The sequence below is a fragment of the Chamaesiphon sp. VAR_69_metabat_338 genome (assembly GCF_031423935.1).
Classification (GTDB): Bacteria; Cyanobacteriota; Cyanobacteriia; order Cyanobacteriales; family Chamaesiphonaceae; genus Chamaesiphon.
The window spans coordinates 1-6788 of record NZ_JANPGM010000019.1 but is presented as its reverse complement, the minus strand read 5'-3'; the positions used below and the strand labels follow the sequence as shown (position 1 = coordinate 6788).

General features: G+C 48.4%; 11 protein-coding genes. All 11 read left to right on the top strand.

The window, feature by feature from the left end:
• The first annotated feature begins 119 nt into the window (after positions 1-119).
• The gene (gene rplN, locus RMO84_RS00635; protein ID WP_310486480.1) at positions 120-488 is read left to right on the top strand and encodes a 50S ribosomal protein L14; all 369 of its coding nucleotides are present in this window, start codon (positions 120-122) and stop codon (positions 486-488) included.
• Positions 489-833 carry a 50S ribosomal protein L24 gene (gene rplX / locus RMO84_RS00630; RefSeq protein WP_310486479.1) on the top strand — a complete coding sequence of 115 codons (345 nt, stop codon included), beginning with the start codon at positions 489-491 and terminating at the stop codon, positions 831-833.
• A gap of 99 nt (positions 834-932) precedes the next feature.
• Positions 933-1478 carry a 50S ribosomal protein L5 gene (rplE, locus tag RMO84_RS00625; protein ID WP_310486478.1) on the top strand — a complete coding sequence of 182 codons (546 nt, stop codon included), beginning with the start codon at positions 933-935 and terminating at the stop codon, positions 1476-1478.
• A 31-nt stretch (positions 1479-1509) separates the two neighbouring features.
• Complete coding sequence (rpsH, locus tag RMO84_RS00620; protein WP_310486477.1) at positions 1510-1911, top strand: 30S ribosomal protein S8; 402 nt, start codon at positions 1510-1512, stop codon at positions 1909-1911.
• 158 nt (positions 1912-2069) lie between these two features.
• A complete protein-coding gene (gene rplF, locus RMO84_RS00615) occupies positions 2070-2615 on the top strand; it encodes a 50S ribosomal protein L6 (protein ID WP_310486476.1) in 546 nt (181 codons plus the stop codon).
• An 8-nt stretch (positions 2616-2623) separates the two neighbouring features.
• Positions 2624-2986, top strand: coding sequence for a 50S ribosomal protein L18 (gene rplR / locus RMO84_RS00610; RefSeq protein WP_310486475.1), 363 nt, complete (start codon positions 2624-2626; stop codon positions 2984-2986).
• A 25-nt stretch (positions 2987-3011) separates the two neighbouring features.
• Positions 3012-3608, top strand: a complete 597-nt coding sequence (rpsE, locus tag RMO84_RS00605; RefSeq protein ID WP_310486474.1) for a 30S ribosomal protein S5 — start codon at positions 3012-3014, stop codon at positions 3606-3608.
• 212 nt (positions 3609-3820) lie between these two features.
• Positions 3821-4264: a 50S ribosomal protein L15 gene (rplO, locus tag RMO84_RS00600; protein WP_310486473.1), complete on the top strand. Its 444-nt coding sequence runs from the start codon at positions 3821-3823 to the stop codon at positions 4262-4264.
• Positions 4265-4459: 195 nt separating this feature from the next.
• A complete protein-coding gene (gene secY / locus RMO84_RS00595) occupies positions 4460-5803 on the top strand; it encodes a preprotein translocase subunit SecY (protein ID WP_310486472.1) in 1344 nt (447 codons plus the stop codon).
• A 121-nt stretch (positions 5804-5924) separates the two neighbouring features.
• Positions 5925-6491: an adenylate kinase gene (locus RMO84_RS00590; RefSeq protein WP_310486471.1), complete on the top strand. Its 567-nt coding sequence runs from the start codon at positions 5925-5927 to the stop codon at positions 6489-6491.
• Positions 6492-6651: 160 nt separating this feature from the next.
• Positions 6652-6788, top strand: a 137-nt coding sequence (gene infA / locus RMO84_RS00585) for a translation initiation factor IF-1 (RefSeq protein WP_310486481.1), incomplete at its 3' end; no start/stop codon positions are given.

The following is a 6788-nucleotide window of genomic DNA, read 5'->3' as shown; positions in this document are numbered from 1 at the left end:
AGGGAATAGGGAATAGGGAATAGGGGATAGTTATTCGATTAATAACTAGCAACCGAATAACTAATCGCCTACGATCTCCCATTTCGCCCTCTCTCATCACTTGATAGAAACAACCAATCATGATCCAACAAGAAAGTTATTTAACCGTTGCGGATAATAGCGGTGCCCGCAAAATTATGTGTATTCGCGTCCTCGGCGCGGGTAATCGTACATACGGCGGTGTCGGCGATACCATTATCGCTGTTGTCAAAGATGCCACTCCCAACATGGCTGTCAAAAAATCGGAAGTAGTTCGCGCCGTGATCGTCCGCACCAGACATACCATGCGCCGTGAAAGTGGCATGAGTATCCGGTTTGATGACAACGCTGCCGTCCTCGTCAATGCCGAAGGCAACCCCAGAGGTACGCGCGTTTTCGGCCCTGTCGCTCGCGAACTCCGCGATAAAAGCTTCACCAAAATCGTCTCCCTGGCTCCAGAGGTACTCTAAATGACCAAACAAAAACCGAAAGTCAAGCACCGGATGCACGTCAAGAAAGGCGATACCGTCCAAGTGATCTCAGGTAGTGACAAAGGCAAGATCGGCGAAATCCTCAAATCTTTCCCCGAACTGAGCAAAGTGATCGTTCAAGGCGTGGGCATTCGCACCAAGCACATCAAGCCAGCTCAAGAAGGCGAATCGGGTCGCATCGATACTTCTGAAGCACCTATTCATAGCTCTAAGGTGATGCTGTATTCGACCAAGCAAAACGTTGCCAGTCGGATTAGCTATACTGTAAACGCTGAAGGCAAAAAAGTCCGGATGTTGAAGAAAACTGGTGAGATTATCGATTAATCGATTTACTAGTTTTTAGTCCATCACAGGTTGGTACACCTCTTTTGTAGAGAATTGCTCTTATCCTGACCAAGCCCAGGAAATCATCCGCTAAATAACATGGCACAACAACTCAAAACCAAATATCAAGAACAAATTACCCCCAAGCTGATGGAGCAATTTGGTTATACCAATATGCTCCAAGTGCCCAAGGTGATCAAAGTTACTATCAATAGAGGTCTAGGCGAAGCAGCAACGAATGCCAAAGCCTTAGAATCTTCGATCGCTGAAATTGCCAAAATTACCGGCCAAAAGCCCGTCGTCACCCGCGCTAAAAAAGCGATCGCCGGATTTAAGATTCGCGCAGGGATGCCGGTTGGCGTGATGGTAACGCTGCGTGGCGATCGGATGTATGCTTTCCTCGATCGGTTTATCAACCTGACCTTACCCCGGATTCGGGACTTCCGAGGCATCAGCCCCAAAAGCTTTGACGGTCGTGGTAACTACAGTATCGGGATTCGCGAACAACTGATCTTCCCCGAAATCGAGTACGACCAAATCGATCAAATTCGCGGGATGGATATCTCGATTATCACCACAGCCGATAACGATGAAGCCGGACGCGCACTGTTAAAAGAAATGGGGATGCCCTTCCGCGCAAGTTAATCGCTAAATCACTACTCACCCTAAAGAACCAATGGCGGCACACGATACTATCTCAGACATGCTGACTCGCATTCGGAATGCGAGCATCGTCAAACATCAAACCACCAATCTGCCAGCAACTAAACTGACTCGGAGCATTGCCACTGTCCTCAGACAAGAAGGCTATGTCGGCGAATACGAAGAAGTTGGCGAAGGGATTGACAAAAAATTAGTCCTCACCTTGAGATACAAAGGCAAAAATCGCCAGCCGATCATTACCGCGCTCAAACGCGTAAGTAAGCCCGGACTGCGCGTTTATTCCAACCACAAAGACTTACCCAAAGTTTTAGGTGGCATCGGGATTGCCGTGATCTCCACTTCTAGTGGGATTATGACCGATCGCGAAGCCCGCAAACAAGGTGTCGGTGGCGAAATCCTCTGTTACGTCTGGTAACAGCTTTATCCAGCAGTCAGTAAGTAGAAATCGACTCGCGATTTTTTTACGAATTAGTAACTTTATATCTACTAAATCTTGCTCCCCTGGCTCAAATATTCATCTTTGCGTACGCATCTTGGTATCGCAATTTCATTGACAAGGAGTAAATAATTAAAATGTCTAGAATTGGTAAACGTCCAATTCCCGTACCGGCTAAAGTGACTGTCACCCTCGACGGTCAATCAGTTGTGGTTAAGGGGCCTAAAGGCGAACTCTCGCGCGTGTTACCCGCTGGCGTAGTCGTCCTGATGGAAGGCGATACAGTTGTCGTCAATCGCGCCAATGAATCTCGTCCCGCTCGCCAACAACATGGCTTGTGCCGGACGCTAGTCGCGAATATGGTCGAAGGTGTCTCCACCGGATTTCAGAAACGACTGGAAATCCAAGGCGTCGGTTATCGGGCGGCAGTTGATGGTCGAATTTTGACGCTCAACGTCGGCTACAGCCTCCCCGTCAAAATCGATCCACCCGCTGGCATTACGATCGAAGTGCCCAAAGAAAAGAATACTAATGTCATCATTAGTGGTATCGATAAAGAATTAGTCGGCAACACTGCTGCCAAAATCCGCGATGTTCGCCCACCAGAAGTATATAAAGGTAAGGGAATTCGCTACGAAGGTGAAGTTGTCCGCCGGAAAGCTGGTAAATCTGGGAAGAAATAGAACATAACATGAAATTAACTCGTAAAGAAGCAGTCCACCGCCGTCACCGTCGCGTGCGTAAAGATGTCAAAGGTTCGCCAGACCGACCCCGTTTGGCAGTTTTTAGATCCCTCCAACATATCTACGCTCAATTAATCGACGACACCGAGCAACACACCCTTGTTGCTGCCTCTAGCCTCGAACCCGAACTCAAATCCAAGTTGAAGACTGGCGGGAATATCGATGCAGCCACAGAGGTTGGTAAACTCATCGCCGAACGTGCCAAAGCTAAAGGGATCGAGCTAGTAGTATTCGATCGCGGTGGCAATCTCTACCACGGTCGCGTCCAAGCTCTCGCTGATGCCGCTCGTGAAGCTGGCTTGAATTTCTAATCTATAAATTATTAAAGAGCAGATTATGGCACAAGAACAACAGGATCGACGCGGTGGCGGCGAACGCGGCGGCGAACGTCGCGGTGGTGGCGGTAAAGGTGGCGGCAAAGGCGGCAGCCGAGGCAAAAAGGAAGAAAAGGAAATTACCTACCAAGAACGGGTAATCCAGATCCGCCGGGTGAGCAAAGTAGTTAAGGGTGGTAAAAAACTCAGCTTCCGCGCCATTGTCGTCATCGGTAACGAAAAAGGTGAAGTCGGCGTCGGTGTCGGTAAAGCCAGTGACGTGATCGGTGCCGTTCGGAAAGGCGTTGCCGATGGTAAAAAGCACCTGATTACCATTCCATTGACCAAATCTAATACCATTCCCCATCCAATCGTCGGTGGTGGCGGTGGTGCTAATGTGATGATGCGCCCAGCCGCTCCTGGTACTGGAGTTATTGCTGGTGGAGCCGTCCGCACGGTCTTAGAACTCGCAGGCGTCAAAAACATCCTCGCTAAACAACTCGGTTCGGGCAACCCACTCAATAATGCCCGCGCCGCAGTCAACGCCCTCAAAACTCTCCGCAGCTTCAACCAAGTTGCTGAAGATCGTGGCTTAACCGTTGCCGATCTATTCGCATAATTAACTAGGGGATAGGGGATAGGGAATAGGGAATAGTAAATAAGTTTACGACCTCTTGACTACTAACCTCGATCTCCTAAAATCTTAGGCTGGCAAAGCCGTTCATACTTAAAACAGAGGATTAGGGGATAAAAGGAATAGGAAATCGTGAATATTTAATTCGTCTAACTCCCTATCCCCTATCCCCTATTCCCTATCCCCTACTTACTAACATGAGATTAATCGATCTAAAACCCAAAGCGGGTTCCAAACATCGCAAACGTCGCGTCGGACGCGGGATTGCAGCCGGACAAGGTGCCAGCGGCGGTTTCGGGATGCGGGGTCAAAAGTCCCGTTCCGGTAAACCGACTCGTCCCGGTTTTGAAGGCGGTCAAATGCCCCTGTATCGGCGGTTGCCCAAATTAAAACACTTCCCGCTGATCAATCAGAAGGAATATACTGTCATCAACGTGCGCAGACTAGCTGAATTGCCTGCCAATAGTGAAGTTACGCTAGCCTCATTAATGGCAGCCGGAATTGTCACTACCAATGATGGCCCCTTGAAACTATTGGGCGATGGCGAACTAACTGTCGCGCTCAATTGTAAAGCCGCAGCTTTTACCACTGGTGCTAAAACCAAAATTGAAGCCGCTGGTGGCAGTTGCGAAGTTATCTAAGATGCACTCATCTAGTGAATTATCGCCACTAAAACTATAGCTGGATCCCAGCATTGCCGTTGAGACTAGATTGGCAATGCTGGGTGATTTTTTGGATACCAGAATTAACTTGAGAATTGTATACTTAAATTCATAACGGTAATAGTTCTTTATATTTCAGAACCACACTAAATAAATTTTCAGAGGTAATTTTAGATGGACGCGAGTAGAGAAAAAGCCCCATCTGCCCAAGAGACATTTTTACAAATGGCTCAAGCGGCGGGTTTGAGAGGTCGCATCTTAGTCACGATCGGTTTGCTGATTTTAGCGCGGTTGGGTACATTCATTCCCATCCCGGGGATCGATCGAGTCGCATTTGCTGAAAGTATTAAAAATAGCCCAGTCATCGGCTTCTTAGATATCTTCTCTGGTGGTGCCTTATCCACGGTGGGGATCTTCGCTTTAGGGATCATTCCTTACATTAATGCTTCGATTATCATTCAATTGCTAACCACAGCTCTACCTTCGCTGGAAAAACTCCAAAAAGAAGAAGGTGAAGCTGGACGACGGAAGATTTCGCAGATCACTCGCTATATTGCTGTAGGTTGGGCAATCGCTCAAAGTATCGGTATCTCCCTGTGGCTCCAACGTTATGCACTTCCAGGTCATCAAGGCATTTTCTTTGTTGTCAGTACTGTTCTGGCATTGACGGCTGGTTCGATGTTTGTAATGTGGATTTCGGAACTGATTACCGAACGCGGGATCGGTAACGGTGCTTCACTATTGATTTTCCTGAACATTGTGGCAGTTTTGCCCAAATCGCTAGGCGATACCATTAACCTCGCTCAAAGTGGCGATAGCTCGATTCTGACGCGCACGGTCGCCCTGCTCGGCGTATTTGCGATCATGACTGTGGGCATCGTCTTCGTCCAAGAAGGGACGCGCCGGATTCCGATTATTTCCGCTCGTCGTCAAGTCGGACGCCGCATCCAGCGCGAACGGACTAGCTATTTACCCCTCCGCCTCAACCAAGGTGGGGTCATGCCGATCATCTTTGCCTCCTCGGTGCTAGTGTTACCTAGTGCGCTAGCTTCGTTTGCTGGTAAAAATGTCGGTGCGGACGGCAATTTGAGTGCTGTCAGCCAAGCATTTGTTAGTGTTGCTAATTTACTGGCCCCAGGTACGCCCGCACACGTGGCATTTTATGTGGTATTGATTGTCTTCTTTAGCTACTTCTACAGCTCATTAGTCGTCAATCCCGTGGATATGGCGCAGAACCTGAAGAAAATGGGTGCGAGTATTCCTGGCATTCGCCCTGGTGTCGCTACGAGTAAATACATCTCGGGGATTCTATCGCGACTGACTTTGCTCGGTGCGATCTTCCTTGGGGTGGTAGCCACCGTCCCGACAGCGATCGAAAGTTCGCTCGGTGTGACTACCTTCCGAGGCTTTGGAGCGACATCTCTATTGATTTTGGTCAGCGTTGCGATCGATACTGCCAAACAAATCCAAACCCTCGTAATCTCTCAGCGTTACGAAGGGATGATTGGCAAAGATTAGGGATTAGGGGATAGGGGATAGGGAATAGAGGGAATTACGCTAACTTTTATAGTTCGATTCGCCGTTTAAGCCTTATCTCCTTTCCCTATCCCCTATCCCCTATCCCCTATCCCCTCTCTTTATGACTAGACTAATTTTTCTCGGTGCCCCTGGTGCGGGTAAAGGCACGCAAGCCCAGCTTCTCGCCGCATCCTGTGGCATTCCGCATATTTCTACTGGGGATATTTTGCGTGCCCAAGTCAAAGACCAGACCGAGCTGGGCATTACAGCCAAATCCTATATGGACAAAGGCGAACTATTGCCCGATTCACTGATCTTGGACATGATTCGCGATCGATTGAACCAAGCTGATGCTGTCAAAGCGGGTTGGATTCTGGATGGATTTCCGCGCAATGTCAGTCAAGCCGAATTTCTCGATCGATTACTCGCCGAAATCGGTCAAAGTTACAATCTGGCGATCGATATCCACGTCCCGCAAGATCGATTAGTCGAAAGATTGCTCAACCGTGCCACCATCCAAAATCGTCCTGATGACACTGAGGATGTAATTCGCAGGCGGTTGATAGTGTATGAGGAGCAAACAGTCCCATTGACAGATTACTACCAGCAGAAGGGCGTTCTCCGCAGTGTTGACGGCGATCGCGAGTTAGCTGAAGTGACTCATCACTTGGAATCGCTAGTCAAATAATTATTTGATGGTGGCGGAGCTGCTACTCTGCTCAGACGATGTACGGTAGTCAAAGACACAACAGCCTCCTTGCCCCTGTTAAAATAAAACTAGAGCTTGAAAGTAAAAGATTTACTCTCGGCTCTCAATTTTCCATCATTCTATTTGAGGTAAAGATTACTTGTCTAAACAAGATTTGATTGAAATGGAGGGCACGGTGACGGAGTCCTTGCCTAACGCCATGTTTCGAGTCGATCTAGATAACGGGTTTAACGTTTTAGCCCATATCTCCGGCAAAATTCGTCGCAACTATATGTT